Genomic DNA, 18,886 nt, shown 5'->3' on the forward strand with positions numbered 1-18,886 from the left:
GCGGTCGGCGCGATGCCGGGCATTGCCGGTACGTCCCTGGCCCTCGGCCTGGAAGTCACCGGGAGCGGAGGAGTTCGCCGACCACGCGGCGGACCTTGCCGGCGGCGTCGCGGTCGCCCAGACGCAGCGCCGTGTTCGCGGCCATCAGGACCGCGTCGATCTGGAAGGCGGCGAGTTCCACGTCCAGGTCGGCGACCTCACCGGAGTCCACCGCCTGCCGCAACTCTTCGGCGAGGAGGGCGACCCACCCCTGATGCTGATGCGCCAGTCGGTCGCGGACAGGGCCGGGGCGGCTGTCGAAGTCGGCGAGGTTCGCGGCCCAGAAGCAGCCTCCCGGAAACAGTGGTGCTTCGGCATAGCCGATCCAGTGCTCCACCAGGGCTCGCAGCCGGGCGGTGCCGGCGGCGGCGTCCAGCGCGGGCAGCACGACCGCGTCGGCGAAGAGCCGTTCCGCGGTCTCTATGACGGCCAGGTGCAGGTTCTCCCTGGTCCTGAAGAGGGTCTGGATGCCGCTCTTGCTGATCCCCAGGTCGGTGGCCAGCCGGCCCAGGCTGAGGCCGTTGAGCCCTTCCAGGGATGCCAGGTCGACGGCGTGGCGGGTGATGGCCTGCCGGGATTCGGCGCCCCGTAGCCGTCGCCGGTCGCCTACGGCCTGGTCCGTCCGGCCGGTCGCGCGGAGGCCGTTGTCGGGGGCCGGCCGGCGCATGCGTTCGCTCATCGGCTCCATTGTGCCAGTCTTGCATAAAAGTACGAACGATCGTACGTTTAACTCCTCGCGACACGGAGGGATGAGCTGATGGACGGCGATCGCATGTTCGAGCTGGCACAGGCGCTGGCCGAGGCCAAGAGCCGCCAGGACGTTCCCGCGGCGATGCGGCTCCTCCACCGGGAGATGGAGCTGGAGGTCCCGGCCTTCGGGACGACGGTCCGCGGCCCGGCGGAGAACGAGGCGGCGCTCACCTGGTTCTTCAAGGCGTTCCCGGACTACGAGGTCGCACTGGACGGGCACGCCGACAACGGCGAGACGCTGGTCTGCTGGGGGACGGTGCGGATGACCATGCACGCCGCCGGTCTCGGCCTCGCCCCCAACGGAAGGCGCGCCGAACTGCCGGTGTTCATCCAGTTCGGCTTCAGGGACGGCCTGATCGCCGCCGAGCGTTTCCTCTTCGACCTGTCGTCCCTGTGCGCCCAGTCGGGCGTCTCCACGGACGAGGCCCGGGAAAGGCTCTTCAGGCGGAGGGCCGTGGCGTGAGCGACCTGAACGAGGCCCGGCCCGCCCCCGACCCACGGCTGAAGGACGTCGGCCGGATCGAGACGGCACACCTCTTCGACATGGTCGTCGATCTGGACCCCGCGCTGAACTTCGGCAACGGGCCACTCGGCCGGCGGGTCCTCTTCGGCTCCGCCGGCGGCTCCTTCGACGGCCCGAAGCTGCACGGCGAAGTGCTGGACAGCGGCGGCGACTGGGCGGTGTTCCGGACCGACGGGACCATGAACCTGGACGTCCGGCTGACCCTGCGCACCCACGACGGTGCCCTCGTGCACATGACCTACGGCGGTCGCCTGGTCACACCGCCCGAACTACGAGCCGCCCTGGCCGACCCGGCCGAGAGCCACCGGGTGGACCCCACCCGGTACTACTTCCGGACCAACGCCCTCTTCGAGACGGGAGCCGAGCAGTACGCCTGGCTGAACGACGTCGTCGGCGTGGGGTCGGGGTACCTCGTCAAAGGCGGAGTCGCCTACCGGGTCTTCCAACTCCTGTGACAACAAGCCATCACAGCCCCGCCGTATCGGCCGGTCCCCCTGAGGTCCTCCCAGGCGATCAGCCGTGCCGAACGGCGGGTCAACTGATGTCGTAACAACCGCCCTTGATCCGCTGAGCGAAGGCACTCCACTCACTCTGCCGGAACGCCAAGATGCCACCCTCCGGATCCTTGCTGTCGCGCACGACGACAGCCTGCTCGGCGCTGGCGATCTCTACGCAGTTCTGCCCGCCGTTATCGCTGCGGCGGGACTTGCGCCAGACGACGTTCGGCGGGGTAATCATTTGGGCGGCGCTCCTCACGGGCTTCCGTTCCGGGCAAGCGCGGTGATGAGCTGGACCGACTTGGCCGGGATGAATTGTGGTTCCCAGGCAAGGACCTCGCTGGCCTCGTCCTCCAGAGCGAAGATACTCCCGCTGAAGACGGCAGCATAGGCCATCGTGCTCGCCGTCCAAATGATCGACCGTGCCGAGCGGCGGGTCAGCTGATGTCGTAACAACCGCCCTTGACCCGCTGAGCGAAGGCACCCCACGCGTCCTGTTGGAACGCCAAGATGCCACCCTCCGGGTCCTTGCTATCGCGCACGGCGACCACACGCCCGGCATCGGCGACCTCAACGCAGTTGGCACCGCCGTTGCCGCTGCGCTGGCTCTTGCGCCAGCCAGCGTGGGAGAGGTCCATCGAGGCGACCTCGACACAGTTGTCTCTGGGGCCGCTGTGCCGAGATTTACGCCAGGGGATGTCTGATAGGTGGATCATTCGGGAGACGCTCCTTGGGGTCGGTCCCCTTGAGCCAGGGCAGTGATGAACTTGACGGACTCGCTCGGGGACATTGCTACATGGCAGATCGCTTCCAAACCAACCCTAATGCGAGCAACCTCCTCAGCGCTCTCCAGATAGATGTCTCCCATGGGCCCCTCGGCAAAGGCCACGTCGAGCTCATCGTCGTCGTTGAAGCTCAGAAGCTCCATGGACCCTTCCAAACCCCGGTGCGCGCCGGCGTCGAAGGGAAGGACCTGGATCGTGATGTTCGGCCGTCCGGCTGCCTCGGTGAGAGCAGTGAGCTGCTTCCGTATGACTTCCCGACCACCGATGGCCCGACGCAGTACAGCCTCGTCCAATACGGCGTGCAACTGTGGAGCGTTTGGGCGCCGTAGCAGCATTCCGCGATTCATACGAGCCATCACACGTCGCTGAACCGCCACCTGGTCACCGGTGTACGTACTGATGACCTCGCGGGCGTAGTCCTCGGTCTGGAGCAGGCCGGGGACGAGTTGTGGTTCCCAGGCGCGGATCTCGCTGGCCTCGTCCTCCAGGGCGACGATGCTTCCGCTGAAGACATCGGCGTAGGCCGTCCACCAGCCGCGCTTCCAGGAGTCCTTGGCGAGCTTGGCCAGCGCGGCATGGGTCGCATCATCGACGCCGTACAGCGCCAGCGCCGCCTCGATGTCGGCGTTCTTGGGCTGGGTCTGCGCCTTCTCGATGCGGGTGAGCTTGCTGAGCGACCAGCCGAGCTGCCGGGCCGCCTGGCTGGGCGTCAGCCCGGCACGCTCGCGGAGTTTGCGCAGCTCGAACGCCAAACGTCGGCCTCTGGTCGTGGGGCTGGAGACAACAGCCACGTCAGCACTCCTGATCTCCAAAGATCGCACACGAACGTGCAACTTCCATCTTCATCATGCTACTTGCACGATACCTATGACGTTCCTTACAGTGCAGAGCGTAGTCATCCAACTCTGCAGAGGAGCGAATTCCGTGTAGTTTGCTCCGCTTCCAGACCGAGGCAGCTCATGACGATCTTCCATAGGAGTCCCGTACCTGGGCGGGGCCAAGCCCCATCTCCCGCCGTTCCGCCAACCGGTGTTCGTTGGCGTTCACCGTCGCAGCGGCACCGCACCACCTCGCGTCGGGCGGACCGGACGGGCCCGTTCCGGCTCGGTGGGGGGTCGTGATGGCCGCGGCCGTTCTCGGGTCGATGGCGATCGTGGCCGAGGCGAGTCAGGTCAGGGTCGTGCGGCGGTGGTTGCGCGGGCTGCTCGGGGCCGAGCATCCCGCCTGCTACGACTCCGAACTGCTCGGCAGCGAGCTGGTCACCAACGCCATCGAGCACTCCGACTCCGGCCAGTTCGGCCCCGGCGGAACGCCCGGGACCGTTCACATCACCGTCCTCGCCCTGGACGGCGCCGTCCGTGTCGAGGTCACCGACGCCGGCTCCGCCACCAGCGTTCCCCAGATCGCCGACCCCGCGACCTACGCCACCAGCGGCCGGGGCCTGCGGATGGTCCGTGACCTCACCGGTGGCCGCTGCGGCACCCACACCCACGAGGGCGGCCGCACCGTCTGGTTCGAACTCCCGCACCCACCGGCCCTCACCCCGAACGGAGACCGCCCGTGAGCATCCCGTCCGACCCCCTCACCGAACGCGAACGCCAAGCGGTCCTCCTCGCCCACGACGTCCACGACCACCTGCTGCACTGGCTCACCCGCCACGGCGTCGCCTGCCCCCTCGTCGTCTCCCCCTTCGTGGACGCCACCGGGCAGCCCAGCGTCCTCCTGCGCCTCAACTCCCCCGCCGCCCGGACCCTCCTGCGCGCCCTCACCCTCCCGGCCCCGCCCTCGAACCCCCGCAACGTTCAGCGCCGCGACTCCTTCTGATCGAGGAGTGCCGACCGGGTTCGCGGCCGGAGCCCTGCACGCCGGGCAGGTGCCGGCAGTTCTCCGACGGAACGGCGAAGTGCCAGATAAAGGGACGAGTCCGGAATTCGGGGACAGGATCAGGAATCTCCGTAATACCTTGTCCCGCTTCCCCGGAAGGCCGTTCGGCGATCGTCACATTCGGTCGCCCATCGGTAAATTCATGGGCATGTCAGATGATCTGCCTGCGGATAGGGGAATCTGAACCGAGAACGCCTATCCGGCGCGGCGAATGGTCGCGTACATGTTGGTGCATGCCTTATTCGCGCCGTACTTTCCTGGCCGGGGCCGCGGCGGCGGTCGGCGTGACCATGGCCGGTGGCGTCACCTACACCGGTGCCGGACCGCAGATCGGGACCGAGCCGCAGGCCCTCGCGGGGCCGCCGCCGTCCGGTAAGCCGGGCATCGACCACATCGTGGTCGTAATGATGGAGAACCGGTCGTTCGACCATTTTCTGGGATGGCTGCCGAACGCCAACGGCAAACAGGACGGGCTCACGTTCGTCGACCGGGAGGGCGAGGAGCACTCCACCCGCCATCTGCGGGACTTCCAGGGCTGCGGCCACCCCGACCCCAACCATTCCTTCCGGGGCGGCCGGATCCAGTACAACGACGGGGCCAACGACGGCTGGCTGCGCGCGCCGCGCAGTGACGAGTTCGCCATCGGCTACTACCTGGCGGAGGATCTGGACTTCTACCGCCACGCCGCGCCGTACTGGACGGTCTGCGACAACTACTTCGCGGCCTTCATGGGGCCGACGTACCCGAACCGTCTCTACCAGCACGCCGCGCGGACCGACCGGATCCGCAACTCCCACCGCATCCCCGAGATGCCGACGATCTGGGACCGGCTCGCCGAGGCGGGGCTGCGGGGCCGGTACTACTACAGCGACCTGCCGTTCACCGCGCTGTGGGGCAAGAAGTACCGGTCGATCAGCCACCCGTATCCGCAGTTCCTCGACGACTGCGCCAAGGGCGACCTGCCCGAGCTGTCCTTCGTGGACCCGAAGTTCTCGGGCGAGGCCAACGGGACCTCGGCCGACGACCACCCGCACGCCGACATCCGCGCGGGCCAGTACTTCCTCAACCAGGTCTACCGGGCGGTCACCCGCAGTCCGGCCTGGGGGCGGACGATGCTCGTCATCAACTACGACGAGTGGGGCGGATTCTTCGACCACGTCCCCCCGTCCGTCGCGCCCGACGCCCATCCCTCCTGGGGGCTGCGCGGCTTCCGGGTGCCGTGCCTGGTCATCTCGCCTTGGGCCCGGCGTGGACACGTCGCCAGCGGCCTCTACGACCACACCTCGGTGCTGAAGGCGGTGGAGTCGCGGTGGGGGCTTGAGCCGCTGTCGCCCAGGGACGCCGCCGCCCGCGACATCGCGGAGGTCCTGGACTTCACCCGCCCCCCGATGCTCACCCCGCCACAGTGGGAGGTGCCCAAGGTCGTGGGAAGACCCTGCAACTGCAACCCGGCCAAGGACGACTGCCGTGAGCCATGGCGTGGCCTGCGCGACCTCGCCGACGTCCACGACTGGGAACTGGATCTGGACTGACCCGCTCCAGCGACGGTACGGCCATACCGCCGGGTACGTCAGGGGAGGCGGACGCCCACCAGGCAGGTGTCGTCGTCGGTGTCGGAGTTGCTGTGGGTCAGCATGTAGTCCAGACGCTGTTCGAGGGTGTCGGTGGGGGTCTGGGCCGTGGTCATCAGGTGCTGCAGGGACTCCTGCATGGAGCGGTCTTTGCGTTCCACGAGGCCGTCGGTGTACATCAGCAGGATGTCGCCCGGCTGGAGCTGAAGCTCCCCCTCCTGGTACTCGGCCTCGGCCAGGGCGCCCAGCAGCAGGCCGCCGACCATGGGGAGCGTGGTGGCGTCCTCCTGCCCGCGGACCAGGACGGGGGGCAGGTGGCCCGCGCGGGCCCAGCGCAGGACGCGGGTGGCCGGGTCGTACAGGGCGCACAGCGCGGTGGCGGTGACGTTGTCGGTCAGGTGGTGGGCGACCTGGTTGAGCCAGGTCAGCAGTTGGCCGGGGCCGGCGCCGGTGGTGGCCAGGCCGCGCAGGGCGTTGCGCAGGACGACCATGTCGGTGGCCGCCTCGATGCCGTGCCCGGCGACGTCGCCGACGCACAGCATGACCTGCTTGGACGGCAGCACCACCGCGTCGTACCAGTCGCCGCCGACCAGGTGGTCCTTCTCGGCGGGACGGTAGCGGGTGACGATGTGCAGCCCAAGGGCGTCGATGGGGCCCCGGGTGGGCGGCATGATGGCCTGCTGGAGCTGGCGGGCCAGCCGGTTGCGCTCGGCGGCCTGCTGCTCGGTGTGGGCGAGCTGGTCCCGGGTGGCGGCCAGCGCGACCTCGGTCCAGTGCTGGGCCGAGATGTCCTGGTAGGCGCCGCGTACGGCGAGCAGTTGGCCCTGCGCGTCCAGCACCGGCTCGGCGACGACCCGCATGTGCCGGGCGATCCCGTCCGGACGTTGCAGGCGGAAGGCGGCCGAGGCGGACCGGTGGTGGTGCAGCACGCTGCGCAGGAACCGGCCGATGGCGGCCTCGTCGTCGATGTGCGCGTGGTCGGGCAGCCGCCGCAGCGGGACAGGCTCGGCGGTGGGCTCCAGCCCGTACAGGGCGAACAACTGCTCGTTCCAGGTGACCTTGCCGGTGAGGATGCTCTCCTCGAACCCGCCGATGCGTACCAGGCGCTGGGCGTGCTGCAGCAGCCGCGCCAGCCTGGCCGCCTCGTCCTCGATCCGCCAGATCAGCAGGATGCCGTCGCCGAGCCGGCTGACGCTGATGTCGGAATCGCCGGGCAGCGGCACCTGGTCCACGAGGGCGGTCAGGGCCATCCGCTCGGCGCGGAACGGCTCACCGGTGGCGTGCACCCGCTCGACGATCTCGAACAGTCCGCTCTGCCCGGCGGCCATCGGGTACGTCTCCAGGAGCAGCCCGCCCCGGACGGCGGCGCGCGGGCGTCCCGCCGGGTCGACGAAGCGCCCGTTCACATGGTGGACGCGGAAGTCGGCGAGCCGTCCGTCGGCGTCCAGGTGGGGCCGCAGCACCAGGGCCGGGTCGTGCAGCCCGTCGGCCAGGTCGACCAGCTCCACCAGCTCGCGCTGGGCGACGTACGGGGGGTCCACCACGACGGCGGAGGGCGCGCTGTGGGTCTCCAGGGTGTGGGCGCACAGCTCGGCCAGCGCCTCGATCTGGCGTTCGATCTGGGGCGGCTGCGGCTCCAGCTCGTCCGGCCAGCAGATCTCCAGTACGCCCAGGACGCGGCCGCCGACGCCCGCCGGGACCGCCACGCGGCCGCCGTCCGGCAGGTCGCGGTGGCCGATGGAGGGCAGGCTCGTCCGGGACAGCGACAGGTACCACGACATGCGGCGGTCGGCGAGGGCGCAGCGGGCCGGCGTCACCACGCCAGGCGGCACATAACGCCACCGGGCCGGCTCCTCGGCGGAGAACCCGGCCCAGCCGGCAAGGGTCAGCGACGCGTCCGGCCCGGCGGCCCAGATCGCCACGGCCGTCGCACCGAGCGGGGACAGCGCGTGCTCCAGCAGCGACTCGGCCACCGCCTGGGCGTCCCCGGCGGCCAGCGCCCCGGACTCGGCGGTACGTAGCCGGAGCGCGACGGCGGCCGCCTCGTCGTCGTCCGGCCGGGCCGGGCCCGTTCCGGCCAGGAACTCGCGGGCGACCTCGCTGAGGCGGTCCTGCGCCGCCTGGTCGATGATCTCGGCGGCCAGCTCCAGCGGCGAACGGCCCGCCTCCTGGGCCAGCTCGTCCAGTTGCCGCGCTGCCTGGGCCGGTCCGCAGCGCAGCCGTTCCACCAGCACGCCCTTGGCCAGCTCGATCAGGGCACGGCCGTCGGCGGCGGCCTCGGCCTGCTCGATCTGCCGCCGCAGCCGCTCCACGGTGCTCGCCAGCCTGCCCACGCCCCCGTCCGCACCCTCGCCCGACCCGGTGGCGGGCTCGGTGGGCGGTGCGGTGGGCGGCGGACCGCCGTCGGCAAGTTCCCGTGGATCACCGGTGTGCACTGGACTGCTCCTCGGGAAGGGACGGACAGGGCGCCGGACGGGACATCACGCGTCCAGCCAACGGTGGATGCAGGCGATCAGGTCGTCGGCGTCCAGCGGCTTGGTGACGTAGTCGTTGGCCCCCGACGCCAGGCTCTTCTCCTGGTCGCCGGGCATCGCCTTGGCGGTCACCATGATGATCGGCAGGTCGGCGTGGGCCGGGGTCCGCCGAATGGCGGCGGTCGCCGTGTAACCGTCCATCTCCGGCATCATCACATCCATCAGGACCAAGTCAATCTCAGGGTGCCCGTGCAGCGCCTCGATGCCCGTCCGGCCGTTCTCGGCGTGCAGCACCCGCATGCCGTGCAGCTCCAGGATGCTGGTGACGGCGAAGACGTTGCGGGCGTCGTCGTCGACGACCAGCACGGTGCGCCCGGCCAGCGTGCCGTCCACCTCCTTGCGCGGGGCCTGCGCGGCGGTGCCCTCCGACCGCACCAGCGGCAGGACATGGCCCGGCTTGTCCGCCGACAGGTGCAGGGCGATGCGCTCGCGCAGCTCGTCCAGGCTGGACAGCAGCTCCAACGGCCGGTCCTGCGCGCGGGCCTGCAACGCCTGCTCCTGCTCGGGGTCCAGCCGCCGGTTGTTGTGGGCCAGCACGGGCACCCCGCGCAGCGCCGCGTCGCCGTCCATGGCCTCCAGGAACGCCGTCGCCTCACCGCCGGGGACGTCCAGTTGCAGCACCACGCAGTGGCAGGACTCGGCGGCCAGCGCGGCCGCCGCCTCCTGGGCGCCGACGGCGGTGACGATCTCGACCGGGCCGCGCCCGTCGGCCGCCCCGACGTCGCCGAGGTCGCCCACGGCGCTCTCGGCCACCAGTGACAGCAGCCCGCGCGGCCGTTCCTCGATCACCAACAGCCGCCGCGGCCGGGCCGGCTGCGGCGCGGACGGCGCGGAGGAGACGACGACGGGGGCGGCGTCGGCCTCGACGTCGGTGTCCTCCGACGGCTCCTCCGGCGTCTGGGCGGCGTCCACGAAGTCGGGCCGGGCGACGGGCAGGTAGAGGGTGAACGTGCTGCCCTCGCCGAGGGTGCTCTCGGCGATGATGGCGCCGCCGAGCAGGTGGGCGATCTCCCGGCTGATGGACAGCCCGAGCCCGGTGCCCCCGTACTTGCGGCTGGTGGTGCCGTCGGCCTGCTGGAAGGCACCGAAGATCGACTCAAGCTGGTGCTCGCCGATGCCGATGCCGGTGTCGACCACCCGGAAGGCGATGGCCTGGCCGTGCGCGCGCACCGCGGCCGGCAGCTCGCCCGGGTCGGCCGGCTCGATCCGCAGCTCGACCCCGCCGGTCTCGGTGAACTTCACCGCGTTGGACATCAGGTTGCGCAGGACCTGCCGCAGCCGGGAGTCGTCGGTGTACAGGTCCACCGGCAGCCCGGCCGCCGTGGTGATCTGGAAGGTCAGGCTCTTCTGCGAGGTCAGCGGGCGGAACGTGGCCTCGACGTAGTCCAGCAGGGAGCGCAGCCGGACCGGTTCGGGGGTGACGTCCATCTTGCCCGCCTCGACCTTGGACAGGTCGAGGATGTCGTTGATCAGCTGCAGCAGGTCCGAGCCGGCCGAGTGGATGATGCCGGCGTACTCGACCTGCTTGGGGGTGAGGTTGCGGGTGGGGTTCTGGGCCAGCAGCTGCGCCAGGATCAGCAGGCTGTTGAGCGGGGTGCGCAGCTCGTGGCTCATGTTGGCCAGGAACTCCGACTTGTACTTGGAGGCCAGCGTCAGCTGCTGGGCGCGGGCCTCCAGCTCCTGGCGGGCCTGCTCGATCTCCAGGTTCTTGGCCTCGATGTCGCGGTTCTGGGTGGCCAGCAGGGCCGCCTTCTCCTCCAGCTCGGCGTTGGAGCGCTGCAGCTCCTCCTGGCGGACCTGCAGCTCCTCCGAACGGGCCTGCAGTTCGGCGGCCAGCCGCTGCGACTCCTCCAGCAGCTCGTCGGTGCGGGCGTTGGCGATGATGGTGTTGACGTTGACGCCGATGGTCTCCATCACCTGGGCGAGGAAGTCGCGCTGGACGGTCGTGAACGGGCGCACCGACGCCAGCTCGATCACCCCCAGCACCTGGTCCTCGACCACGATCGGCAGCACCACCAGGCTGACCGGGGCGGCCTGGCCGAGACCGGAGGAGACGGTGACGTAGCCGGGCGGCACGTCGTCCACCACGATGGCCTGCCGGCTGCGCGCGGCCTGCCCGACCAGCGACCGGCCGAGCCGGAAGCGGGTGGGCCGCGCCTGCACCGCCGGGTCACCGTCCTCGGGGTAGCCGTAGGAGCCGATGAGCTGCAGCTCGGTGCCCTGCGAGGTCTCCTCGGTCAGGTAGAACGCGCCGTACTGGGCGGCGACCAGCGGGGACAGCTCGTCCATGATGAGGGTGGCCACGATGGACAGGTCGCGGTGCCCCTGCATCAGTCCGGAGACCCGGGCCAGGTTGGTCTTGAGCCAGTCCTGCTCCTGGTTGGCCCGGGTGGTCTCGCGCAGCGAGCGGACCATCGAGTTGATGTTGTCCTTGAGCTCGGCGACCTCGCCGGAGGCGTCCACGGTGATGGAGCGGGTCAGGTCGCCCTCGGCGACCGCGCTGGTGACCTCGGCGATGGCGCGGACCTGGCGGGTGAGGTTGCCGGCCAGCTCGTTGACGTTCTCGGTCAGCCGCTTCCAGGTGCCCGAGACGCCCTCGACCTCGGCCTGGCCGCCGAGGCGGCCCTCGCTGCCCACCTCGCGGGCGACCCGGGTGACCTCGGCGGCGAACGCCGACAGCTGGTCCACCATCGTGTTGATGGTGGTCTTCAGCGCCAGGATCTCGCCGCGCGCGTCCACGTCGATCTTCTTGGTCAGGTCGCCCTGCGCCACCGCGGTGGTCACCTGGGCGATGTTGCGCACCTGGTTGGTCAGGTTGTTGGCCATGAAGTTGACGTTGTCGGTCAGGTCCTTCCAGGTCCCGGCGACATTGGGGACCTGGGCCTGCCCGCCGAGCATGCCCTCGGTGCCGACCTCGCGGGCCACCCGGGTGACCTCGCCGGCGAACGCCGACAGGGTGTCGACCATGGTGTTGATGGTCTGGGCGAGCGCGGCCACCTCGCCCTTGGCCTCGACCGTGATCTTCTGCGACAGGTCGCCGCGGGCCACCGCCGTGGCCACCTGCGCGATGGAGCGCACCTGGCCGGTCAGGTTGGAGGCCATCACGTTGACGTTGTCGGTCAGGTCCTTCCAGGTGCCGGAGACGCCGCGCACCGTGGCCTGCCCGCCGAGGTTGCCCTCGGTGCCGACCTCGCGGGCCACCCGGGTCACCTCGTCGGCGAACGCCGAGAGCTGGTCGACCATCGTGTTGATGGTCTCCTTCAGCTCCAGGATCTCGCCGCGGGCGTCCACCCGGATCTTCTGCGACAGGTCACCCTTGGCGACCGCGGTGGTCACCTCGGCGATGGAACGCACCTGCGCGGTGAGGTTGTCGGCCATCACGTTGACCGACTCGGTGAGGTCCTTCCAGGTGCCGGAGACGCCCTTGACGTCGGCCTGACCGCCCAGCCGCCCCTCGCTGCCCACCTCCCGGGCCACCCGGGTCACCTCGTCGGCGAACGACGACAACTGGTCCACCATCGTGTTGACGGTGTTCTTCAACTCCAGAATCTCCCCGCGGGCGTCCACGGTGATCTTCTGCGACAGGTCGCCCTTGGCCACCGCGGTGGTGACCTGGGCGATATTGCGGACCTGGTTGGTCAGGTTGCCCGCCATGAAGTTCACCGAGTCGGTGAGGTCCCGCCAGGTGCCGGAGACGCCCTTGACGTCGGCCTGACCGCCCAGCCGGCCCTCGCTGCCCACCTCCCGGGCCACCCGGGTCACCTCATCGGCGAACGACGACAACTGGTCCACCATCGTGTTGACGGTGTTCTTCAACTCCAGGAACTCGCCGCGGGCGTCCACGTCGATCTTCTGCGACAGGTCGCCCTTGGCCACCGCCGTCGCCACCTGGGCGATGTCGCGGACCTGGGTGGTCAGGTTGCCGGCCATGGCGTTCACCGAGTCGGTGAGGTCCTCCCAGGTGCCGGAGACACCGTGCACCTTGGCCTGGCCGCCGAGCCGGCCCTCGGTGCCCACCTCGCGGGCCACCCGGGTCACCTCGGAGGTGAACAGCGACAACTGGTCCACCATGCCGTTGAACACCGTGGCGATCTCGCCCATCAGGCCGTCGGCGTCGTCGGGCAGCCGGGTGCCGAAGTTGCCGTCGCGTACCGCGGTCAGCCCGGCCAGGAGCTGCCGGAGCTCGGGCTCGCCGACCTTGTTGCCGCCGGTCCGCCGGGTCGTCGCGCTCCTCGCGGGGCGCGGGCCGCTCTTGGCAGCGTCACTCATGTCCCCTACCTCGTCCTGCTCCGTCAGCAGGGCCTTCCGGCCCACCCACCGCGGGCCTCGGCAACCGAACCGCGCCGCCACGCCCCTGACCGCATAGTTTCCGTATAGCAATTAACGGGCTGTTGGCGACCCTACCTGAGCCGCCAGACCCCTCGGTACATTTCACGACAGCCTGCCCCATGGCCGCATTATCCGCCGCGCCCGTATTCGTCCCCGCCATGAACGCGCACTTCGGAGGCATGGCCGACGCGGGCAACGCGACCCGCGACCGGCCTCGTGGCACCGCGAGTCGAAGCTGCGGCCCGCATGACCGGCCCGGCCGAACGAAGGACATTTCGTCACTTTCCGTAATCCCCATAGCCGGTCTGACCTGACACGCCGGCGATACCGCACCGCCGACGTTCCGACGATCCTTCCTGCGAGAGGACATGTCCACCGGAGAACACCGATGGCACCGCGCCACCATCGTTCCGACAGTCGCTCTGCGGGAGGACATGTTCGCCGGAGAACGCCGGTGACAGCGGCGCCGTCGTCGTTCCGGCGGTCATGCCCAAGGACGTGCCTGCCGGAGAACGCCGGTGGCGCCGCGCGTTCTCGAGCGTTCTCAAGCGTTCGGCCGGACGCGTTCAGGGGCCGGGGGGCGCCTGCCGTTCCTCGGGAGTCCGGTCACCGCCGCCCGAGGTGAGGAAGGTGACCAGGCGGGCCAGGCGTTCGGGGACGCGGTTCAGGGGCGTGGCGGTGGCGACCAGCAGGCCGTAGCCGCTGAGCAGGAGCAGCAGGGGGATCGCTCCCCAGGCGGTGAGCGCCGCCTCCAGCGGGACGGCGACGAGCCAGCCGATGACGCCCCCGCTGTCGGACACCTTTTCGGGGCTCTCGAACAGATTGGGGGCGCCGGCGGCGACATGGACGACGCCCAGCAGCCCGATGCTCAGGAGGATGGAGCCCAGCAGGATCCGGCGGGTCTGCGCGCCGCGCTCGGGACGCCGGAAGACCCGGCCCGCCAGTAGGAAGACCAGGACGGGCAGCACGAACGCGCCCAGGCCGAAGGTGCCCCTGAGCGCCGTAGCCCCCGCCGTCGTCACGGCGAGCTCCGTCCGCGACCACACGAGCGTGCCCGACACGACCGCGGCGACCAGCAGCACCAGGCCCACGCCGTCCCGGCGGTGCGCCGGATCGGGGCCGATCCGGCCGGGGGCGCGGAACATCCATCCGGCGCCCGACGCGAGCGCCCGCCACAACCTGGACACGGCTCGGGCGGGACGGCCGCGCAGCCGGGCGACGGCACCGTTGATCGCCTGGACGGGCTGCGGCGGGGCGGGCGGCGCCTGGTGCGCTTGGTGGGCTTGGGGCGGATCGGCCGGCGGGCCTGGCGGCTGGAACGCCTGGTGGGCCTGGTGCGGGTCGGCCGGTGGCGGGCCGACCGGAGGGAGCGGCGGCTGAGCCGCGGTCCGCGCCGGGGCGAAGGGCTGGGTGGCCGCGGGCGCGGCCGCCGCGGGGGCGGCGTTCAGCTCGTTGAGCTTGGCCAGGACGTCGGCCATGGCGGGCCGCTCGGCGGGGTCCTTGGCCAGCAGCCGCAACACCAGGCGTTCCAGATCGGCGGGGATGTCCGGCCTGAGGGCGGTGGGACGCGGCGGGGCCTCGTGCAGGTGCTGGTGCATGAACGCGCTCATCGAGGGGCCGGTGAAGGGCGGCCTGCCGGTCAGCAGCGCGTACAGGGTGCAGCCGAAGGAGTACAGGTCCGAGCGCCCGTCGGCGGTGCCGCCCCGGTACTGCTCGGGGGCGGTGTAGGGAGGCGTGCCGATCATGATGCCCAGCGGGGTGAGGCCGGGGGCTGCGTCGGCGAAACGGGCCACGCCAAAGTCGCAGATCTTGGCCCGGCCCTCGGTCAGCTCCATCAGGTTGGCGGGCTTGATGTCGCGGTGCACGACCCCCTTACGGTGGGCGTAGGCCAGGGCGTCGGCGACCTGCGCCGCCAGCGACACCGCGTGGGCGACCGGGAGCCCGTGCGGATTGGCCTCCAGGAGGGCCAGGAAGTCGCGGCCCTCCAGCAGCTCCATCACGAAGAACGGATGGCCCTCGTGCTCCCCCATCGCGTGGACCACGGTGATGCCGGGGTGCTGCAGGGACGCCGCGGCCTGGGCCTCGCGCCGCAGGCGCTGGAGCAGTTCCTGGTTGGTCCCCAGGTTCGACAGCACGATCTTGACCGCGACCCGCCGGTTGAGGGTCAGGTCGTCGGCGGCCCACACCTCTCCCATGCCGCCCTGGCCAAGCCGCCGCACCAAGCGGTACTTGCCGTCCAGCACCTCTCCAGGCTCCACAGCCCCGCCTTCCCCCGGGTCTTCGGACCATATCGGGACACAGCAGCCTATTGACTCCTCCGTGAGACCGAGAGGACGGAACACAACAGGACTACGCCGCGCGTGCGCATTCGCCGTGGAGGAGTACGGCGAAATCTATCCGCCGGGACATTGTCCGCCCAGTCCGGCGGATGGACGATCGGGCGGTCCCCGTCCGGCGAGCCCCGAGGAGTCCGATGTACGCCAGAGCGGCCTGGGCGGCGCTGTCCGCCGTCGTTCTCGTCACCGCGGCGCCGGCACCGGCGGCCCACGCGTCCGCCGCCCCGGCGGTCCGGACGTCGGCCGCCGCAGCGCCCGCCGGGCCGTGGGCCGACCGGCCGTCCCAGTTGCTGATGCCCTGGAGCACGCTGCGGCCCTCGGCCGACCCCGTGCCGTTGCAGGAGGCGATCAAACCGCTGCCGGTGTCGTACGAGTGGGAAGGGCAGCGGTACACGATCGACGACTTCCTGCTGCGTTCGGGCACCCTGGGCTTCGTCGTGCTGGACGGGCAGCGGATCGTGGCCGAGCGCTACCGGGGCGCGAGCCGGGACACCCGGTTCCAGTCGTGGTCGGTGGCCAAGTCGTTCACCGGGACGGCGGTGGGGATCGCCCTGAGCGAGGGGCACATCGGGTCCATCGACGAACCGGTGACCAAATACGTCCCCGAGCTGGGCCGGTCCGGGTACGCGGGGGTGTCGATCCGGGACCTGCTGCGGATGTCGTCCGGCATCGAGTGGACCGAGGAGCAGGACGTCCCGGTGGTGCACGCGGCGGCCGCGGCGGGCGCGTCCATCGAGCGGATGGCGGGCCGGCAGCGGCGCGGGTGGGAGCCGGGCAGCCGGTTCGAGTACACCAGCATGAACTCCTTCGTCCTGGCCTGGGTGGTCGCCCGCGCGACGGGGCTGCCGTTCCGCGACTACCTGCAACAGCGGATCTGGAACGCCGGCGGGATGGCCGACACGGCCTACCTCGGCAGCGACCACTACGACGCCGACCTGGGGTACTGCTGCGTACACGCGACGGCACGCGACTTCGCCCGGTTCGGGCTGCTGTACCTGCGGGACGGGCGCGTCGGAGACCGGCAGGTCGTGCCCGAGTCGTGGGTGCGGGCTTCGACGCGGCCCTCGGCGCCGTTCAACGAGCCCGCGGGCGAGACCTCACGCGGGTACGGGTTGCAGTGGTGGATCGGGGGCGGCGACCACGGCGACTACATGGCGTCCGGGCTCGGCGGCCAGCGCATCTACGTCTCCCCCCGGCACGGCGTCGTCATCACCAAGAACACCGTGTACTCCACCACCTCCGGCGGCGAAGAGCTGACCGCCTTCCGCGCCGTGGCCGCCCACGTGGCCGCCACCCGCTCCACGGCACCGGCCGCCGCCGCACTGCCCTGAGCCATGCTCAGGCCGCCGCACCGCCCCGGCCTGCCCCGATCGGTCCACGCGTCGGCGGGCCGATGCGGTCGGGGCCAGGCCGGTGCTCAGTGGTGGTGGGAGCTTCCGCCGCGGCGGTTCAGCAGGCCGCGCAGGCGGGCACGGTTGCGCGGGTCACGGGCCAGCCGCTCGGCATGGGCGCGGGCCTGCCTGCCCTGCGGGGTGTGCAGCCAGCGCCGGATCTTGTTGACCACAGAGGCCACGGGTTCCTCCTCCGGTGGGATTCGCGGGATCGGGCTCGCCCGTTCCCCTACCCGGAGAACGAGGGATCATGGCACGTCGTTCCGTGTCGCGCGCACCGGACGCGTCGAGGGGCGCCCGGCCTCACGTCCCGATGCCGCACCGGACCGGAGTGCGGCCCCGCGCCGCGTCCGCCTGCCGGAGGGTGAGCAAACCGCGTCCGCCTGCCGGAGGGTGAACAAGCTGCGTGCCCCTCCCGGAGGGTGGACAATGCGAGGCGGCGCCTTCCGGACCGTGAGGGAACGTGTTCTGAGCATGATCCCGGTCCAGAAGGCGCCGCAGCTTTTCGCGCCGTGACGTCACGGGGTCTGTCAGCCCTGCCTGGCGGCGGAGAGCCGGGCGGCCACGTCCGTCCAGCGACCACGGCTTCTCGATGCAGGTCGCCATACGGCCACTATCGCAAATGGGTTGCAACTACATCAAGGCCGCAGCAGAGTCCGGGCATGCGCCGGTCCGGGCGGAGGAGGAAAGGGATGGCGGCACCGACATCAGGCGTACGGGAACACAAGGGGGCATACGGTGCGTGACCCGGCCCGGCGGCGGGGTCAGCGGACATGACGGTGGACGCATGCGAGCAGATCGGCCCCCGTGGCGCACCGCCCAGCATGATCTCGGTCGTCACCTGCCCGTCCGCTGCGCCGGGCCATGGCCCTGATCGCCCGCGCCGCGCCGCGACGGACGCGACCGGGCGAGCTCCGAGGTCACACAACGTTAACAGCTTCGCCACAATCCATGGCTCCGAGCGCCGAAAATCACACCCGACCCCGTCAACGAATACCTCCCGGCCACTGACACACGTTGTGAATAACCGTAGACACTCGGTCACTTCACGCGAATCACCTGCGGCGTTATCGTCTAATCCCTTGCCGCTCCGCGTTTTCGCTTCGCCCCCGAGACCGCCGGGCGGCAGGGGCTCCGAGGGGAGCGGGCGGCCGGAGCGGGCGCACCGCGTTCCTCACCCGCCCGCGCCCGGCAACCGTACTCCGGCCGCCTTCCCGCCACCCCCGGAGCCCGCCCCCTTACACCGGGCGCGGCGGCCACCACGGCAACGGCCCTCCATCCCGTCTGGCCCCAAAGGCCGTTCTCCCCGCCTTTCCGTCGCGCGAGGCGCGGCGGCCACCACGACGGCAGCCCTCCATCCCGCCCGGTGCCGGAGCCTGTCCGCCGGGACTGTGCTCCGTCTCGTTCAGGGCCGGAGCCTGCCCACGGCGACCAGGTGCAGCGTGGTGAGCGCGCACACCGCCTCGGCCGCCAGCAGGCCGATCAGCACCAGCAACTGGGTCGCGCCCGCCTGGATCGGGTCGGCACCGCCCAGGATCACTCCGACGTACGCGCCCGGCAGCGTGACCAACCCCACCGTACGGGTCTGGTCCAGAATCGGGACGAGCGCCAGCGCCGCGGCCGGACGGCACACCTCCAGCACCGCGTCCCTGGGCATCAGCCCGAGCGCCAGCGCCGCCTCATACTCGCCGTACCGGCCGTGCAGTTCCTCCAGGACGCGGCGGCCGCTCAGCGCGGTGGCGGTCATCGCCCCGCCGATCAGGATCCCGGCGATCGGCAGCACCGAGACCGGCTCGGCCGGCACCACCGTGGAGCCCACGACGAGGGCCAGCACCGGGCCTACCCCGGCGACGATCGACACCCCCGCCCACCAGATCGCGCCCGCGCGGCGGGACCCGGCGATGCGGCGGGCTGCGGTCAGCGCGGCGATCGCCACCATCATCGCGATGAACGCGCCCGTCCAGCCCGCGCTGCGCAGCACGGCGGCGATCAGCAGGGACACCGCCGCGAGCTGCCCCACGGCGCGCACGGCGGCGACGGCGACCTCGCGTCCCGCTCCCAGCCCGCCCAGCCGTACCACCAGCGCGGCGACGGCGGCGAGCACGAGCAGGACCACCGCCAGCAGCGGCCCCACCTGGGGTGCCGTCGCGACCGCTGCCACGCGTCCTCCTGCACCGTCCCGGGAGCCGCGAACGCTCTCCAGCATTCCACCTGCGGTGCCGAACGATGCCGCCGACACCGGGTGCC

At 71.1% G+C, this 18,886-nt stretch carries 15 protein-coding genes; 6 read left to right on the forward strand and 9 right to left on the reverse strand.

Annotated features, from left to right (window positions below):
- Positions 1 to 55 precede the first annotated feature (55 nt).
- Complete coding sequence (locus tag C4U03_RS21210) at positions 56 to 718, reverse strand: TetR/AcrR family transcriptional regulator (protein ID WP_200827372.1); 663 nt, start codon at positions 716 to 718, stop codon at positions 56 to 58.
- Between the two features lie 78 nt (positions 719 to 796).
- Between C4U03_RS21210 and C4U03_RS21215 the strand changes: the two genes are divergently transcribed.
- Both C4U03_RS21215 and C4U03_RS21220 read left to right on the forward strand, forming a co-directional pair.
- Entirely contained in the window at positions 797 to 1,252 is a 456-nt protein-coding gene (locus C4U03_RS21215) for an ester cyclase (RefSeq protein WP_200827373.1), read from the forward strand.
- Positions 1,249 to 1,767: a DUF3237 domain-containing protein gene (locus C4U03_RS21220; RefSeq protein WP_200827374.1), complete on the forward strand. Its 519-nt coding sequence runs from the start codon at positions 1,249 to 1,251 to the stop codon at positions 1,765 to 1,767. The genes C4U03_RS21215 and C4U03_RS21220 overlap by 4 nt, the downstream gene beginning before the upstream one ends.
- A 79-nt stretch (positions 1,768 to 1,846) precedes the next feature.
- On the opposite strand, the gene C4U03_RS21225 is transcribed toward C4U03_RS21220, so the two are convergent.
- The 3 genes from C4U03_RS21225 to C4U03_RS21235 form a co-directional block, all read right to left on the reverse strand.
- The gene (locus C4U03_RS21225) at positions 1,847 to 2,050 is read right to left on the reverse strand and encodes a DUF397 domain-containing protein (protein ID WP_103939721.1); all 204 of its coding nucleotides are present in this window, start codon (positions 2,048 to 2,050) and stop codon (positions 1,847 to 1,849) included.
- Positions 2,051 to 2,246: 196 nt separating this feature from the next.
- Positions 2,247 to 2,447, reverse strand: coding sequence for a DUF397 domain-containing protein (locus C4U03_RS21230; protein WP_235018033.1), 201 nt, complete (start codon positions 2,445 to 2,447; stop codon positions 2,247 to 2,249).
- A gap of 74 nt (positions 2,448 to 2,521) precedes the next feature.
- Entirely contained in the window at positions 2,522 to 3,346 is an 825-nt protein-coding gene (locus C4U03_RS21235; RefSeq protein ID WP_160147053.1) for a helix-turn-helix domain-containing protein, read from the reverse strand.
- 368 nt (positions 3,347 to 3,714) lie between these two features.
- On the opposite strand from C4U03_RS21235, the gene C4U03_RS21240 reads away from it, so the two are divergent.
- The 3 genes from C4U03_RS21240 (at position 3,715) to C4U03_RS21250 (ending at position 6,010) form a co-directional block, all read left to right on the forward strand.
- Positions 3,715 to 4,158 (forward strand): ATP-binding protein, encoded by a 444-nt coding sequence (locus C4U03_RS21240; protein ID WP_103939582.1) that lies wholly within the window; start codon positions 3,715 to 3,717, stop codon positions 4,156 to 4,158.
- Complete coding sequence (locus C4U03_RS21245) at positions 4,155 to 4,418, forward strand: hypothetical protein (protein ID WP_103939583.1); 264 nt, start codon at positions 4,155 to 4,157, stop codon at positions 4,416 to 4,418. Before C4U03_RS21240 ends, C4U03_RS21245 begins: the two co-directional genes overlap by 4 nt.
- Before the next feature lie 293 nt (positions 4,419 to 4,711).
- Positions 4,712 to 6,010, forward strand: a complete 1,299-nt coding sequence (locus tag C4U03_RS21250) for an alkaline phosphatase family protein (protein WP_103939584.1) — start codon at positions 4,712 to 4,714, stop codon at positions 6,008 to 6,010.
- Positions 6,011 to 6,048: 38 nt separating this feature from the next.
- Here the strand turns inward: C4U03_RS21250 and C4U03_RS21255 are convergent, their stop codons facing one another.
- The 3 genes from C4U03_RS21255 to C4U03_RS21265 all read right to left on the reverse strand — a co-directional run bounded on the left by C4U03_RS21255 (position 6,049) and on the right by C4U03_RS21265 (position 15,170).
- A complete protein-coding gene (locus tag C4U03_RS21255) occupies positions 6,049 to 8,484 on the reverse strand; it encodes a SpoIIE family protein phosphatase (RefSeq protein ID WP_103939585.1) in 2,436 nt (811 codons plus the stop codon).
- 45 nt (positions 8,485 to 8,529) lie between these two features.
- Entirely contained in the window at positions 8,530 to 12,852 is a 4,323-nt protein-coding gene (locus C4U03_RS21260) for a HAMP domain-containing protein (RefSeq protein WP_103939722.1), read from the reverse strand.
- Positions 12,853 to 13,478: 626 nt separating this feature from the next.
- On the reverse strand, positions 13,479 to 15,170 hold the full coding sequence (locus C4U03_RS21265; RefSeq protein ID WP_146087452.1) for a serine/threonine-protein kinase: 1,692 nt from the start codon (positions 15,168 to 15,170) through the stop codon (positions 13,479 to 13,481).
- Positions 15,171 to 15,385: 215 nt separating this feature from the next.
- On the opposite strand from C4U03_RS21265, the gene C4U03_RS21270 reads away from it, so the two are divergent.
- The gene (locus tag C4U03_RS21270) at positions 15,386 to 16,579 is read left to right on the forward strand and encodes a serine hydrolase domain-containing protein (protein ID WP_103939587.1); all 1,194 of its coding nucleotides are present in this window, start codon (positions 15,386 to 15,388) and stop codon (positions 16,577 to 16,579) included.
- An 86-nt stretch (positions 16,580 to 16,665) separates the two neighbouring features.
- Here C4U03_RS21270 and C4U03_RS40515 read toward each other — a convergent pair whose 3' ends face one another.
- Both C4U03_RS40515 and C4U03_RS21275 read right to left on the reverse strand, forming a co-directional pair.
- Positions 16,666 to 16,821 carry a hypothetical protein gene (locus tag C4U03_RS40515; RefSeq protein ID WP_160147054.1) on the reverse strand — a complete coding sequence of 52 codons (156 nt, stop codon included), beginning with the start codon at positions 16,819 to 16,821 and terminating at the stop codon, positions 16,666 to 16,668.
- Between the two features lie 1,223 nt (positions 16,822 to 18,044).
- Complete coding sequence (locus C4U03_RS21275; protein WP_235018015.1) at positions 18,045 to 18,800, reverse strand: ABC transporter permease; 756 nt, start codon at positions 18,798 to 18,800, stop codon at positions 18,045 to 18,047.
- Positions 18,801 to 18,886 lie beyond the last annotated feature (86 nt).

The organism is Thermomonospora echinospora, from assembly GCF_900108175.1.
GTDB lineage: Bacteria > Actinomycetota > Actinomycetes > Streptosporangiales > Streptosporangiaceae > Thermomonospora > Thermomonospora echinospora.

Excerpts from the sequence above, each read along its gene's own strand:
- C4U03_RS21210 (WP_200827372.1), bottom strand. The coding sequence starts at position 718 with ATGAGCGAACGCATGCGCCGGCCGGCCCCCGACAACGGCCTCCGCGCG.
- C4U03_RS21215 (WP_200827373.1), top strand. The coding sequence starts at position 797 with ATGGACGGCGATCGCATGTTCGAGCTGGCACAGGCGCTGGCCGAGGCC.
- C4U03_RS21225 (WP_103939721.1), bottom strand. The coding sequence starts at position 2,050 with ATGATTACCCCGCCGAACGTCGTCTGGCGCAAGTCCCGCCGCAGCGAT.
- C4U03_RS21230 (WP_235018033.1), bottom strand. The coding sequence starts at position 2,447 with ATGGACCTCTCCCACGCTGGCTGGCGCAAGAGCCAGCGCAGCGGCAAC.
- C4U03_RS21240 (WP_103939582.1), top strand. The coding sequence starts at position 3,715 with ATGGCCGCGGCCGTTCTCGGGTCGATGGCGATCGTGGCCGAGGCGAGT.
- C4U03_RS21250 (WP_103939584.1), top strand. The coding sequence starts at position 4,712 with ATGCCTTATTCGCGCCGTACTTTCCTGGCCGGGGCCGCGGCGGCGGTC.
- C4U03_RS21260 (WP_103939722.1), bottom strand. The coding sequence starts at position 12,852 with ATGAGTGACGCTGCCAAGAGCGGCCCGCGCCCCGCGAGGAGCGCGACG.
- C4U03_RS21270 (WP_103939587.1), top strand. The coding sequence starts at position 15,386 with ATGTACGCCAGAGCGGCCTGGGCGGCGCTGTCCGCCGTCGTTCTCGTC.